At 34.5% G+C, this 563-nt stretch carries 1 protein-coding gene; it reads left to right on the top strand.

The annotated features are described in order from the left end of the window. Positions 1-563, top strand: a 563-nt coding sequence (locus FUA24_RS05025) for an alpha/beta hydrolase family protein (RefSeq protein WP_148540288.1), incomplete at both ends; no start/stop codon positions are given.

Genomic DNA, 563 nt, shown 5'->3' with positions numbered 1-563 from the left:
GTGATGGTATTACTAATATTTATGGCGTAATGTATAAACCTTTTGATTTTGACGAAAATAAAAAGTATCCTATTATAGAATATGTATATCCAGGGCCACAAACTGAGGCTGTAAATGCGTCTTTTTCTGTTAGAATGGATAATGTAGATAGGTTGGCGCAAGTAGGTTTTATAGTTGTTACTTTGGGTAATAGAGGAGGAGATCCTAGGCGCTCAAAATGGTATCATACTTATGGTTATGGAAATTTAAGAGATTATGGATTGGCCGATAAAAAGTATGTAGCAGAACAATTAGCAGATAGACATGGTTTTATTGATATAAACAAAGTAGGAATCACAGGACACTCAGGAGGCGGATTCATGTCAACAGCAGCCATGTTAGTATATCCTGACTTTTTCAAAGTAGCAGTATCATCAGCAGGTAATCATGATAATAATATTTATAATAGTTGGTGGAGTGAAACACACCATGGTATAGATGAAGATGAGCAAGCTGATGGCAGTATTAAGTACAAATATTTAATTGATACGAACCAAACTTTGGCTCAAAATTTAAAAGGAAAC

It is taken from the genome of Seonamhaeicola marinus (genome assembly GCF_008085455.1).
The sequence above is the reverse complement of the archived record's forward strand: the minus strand, read 5'-3'. Positions and strand labels throughout refer to the sequence as shown.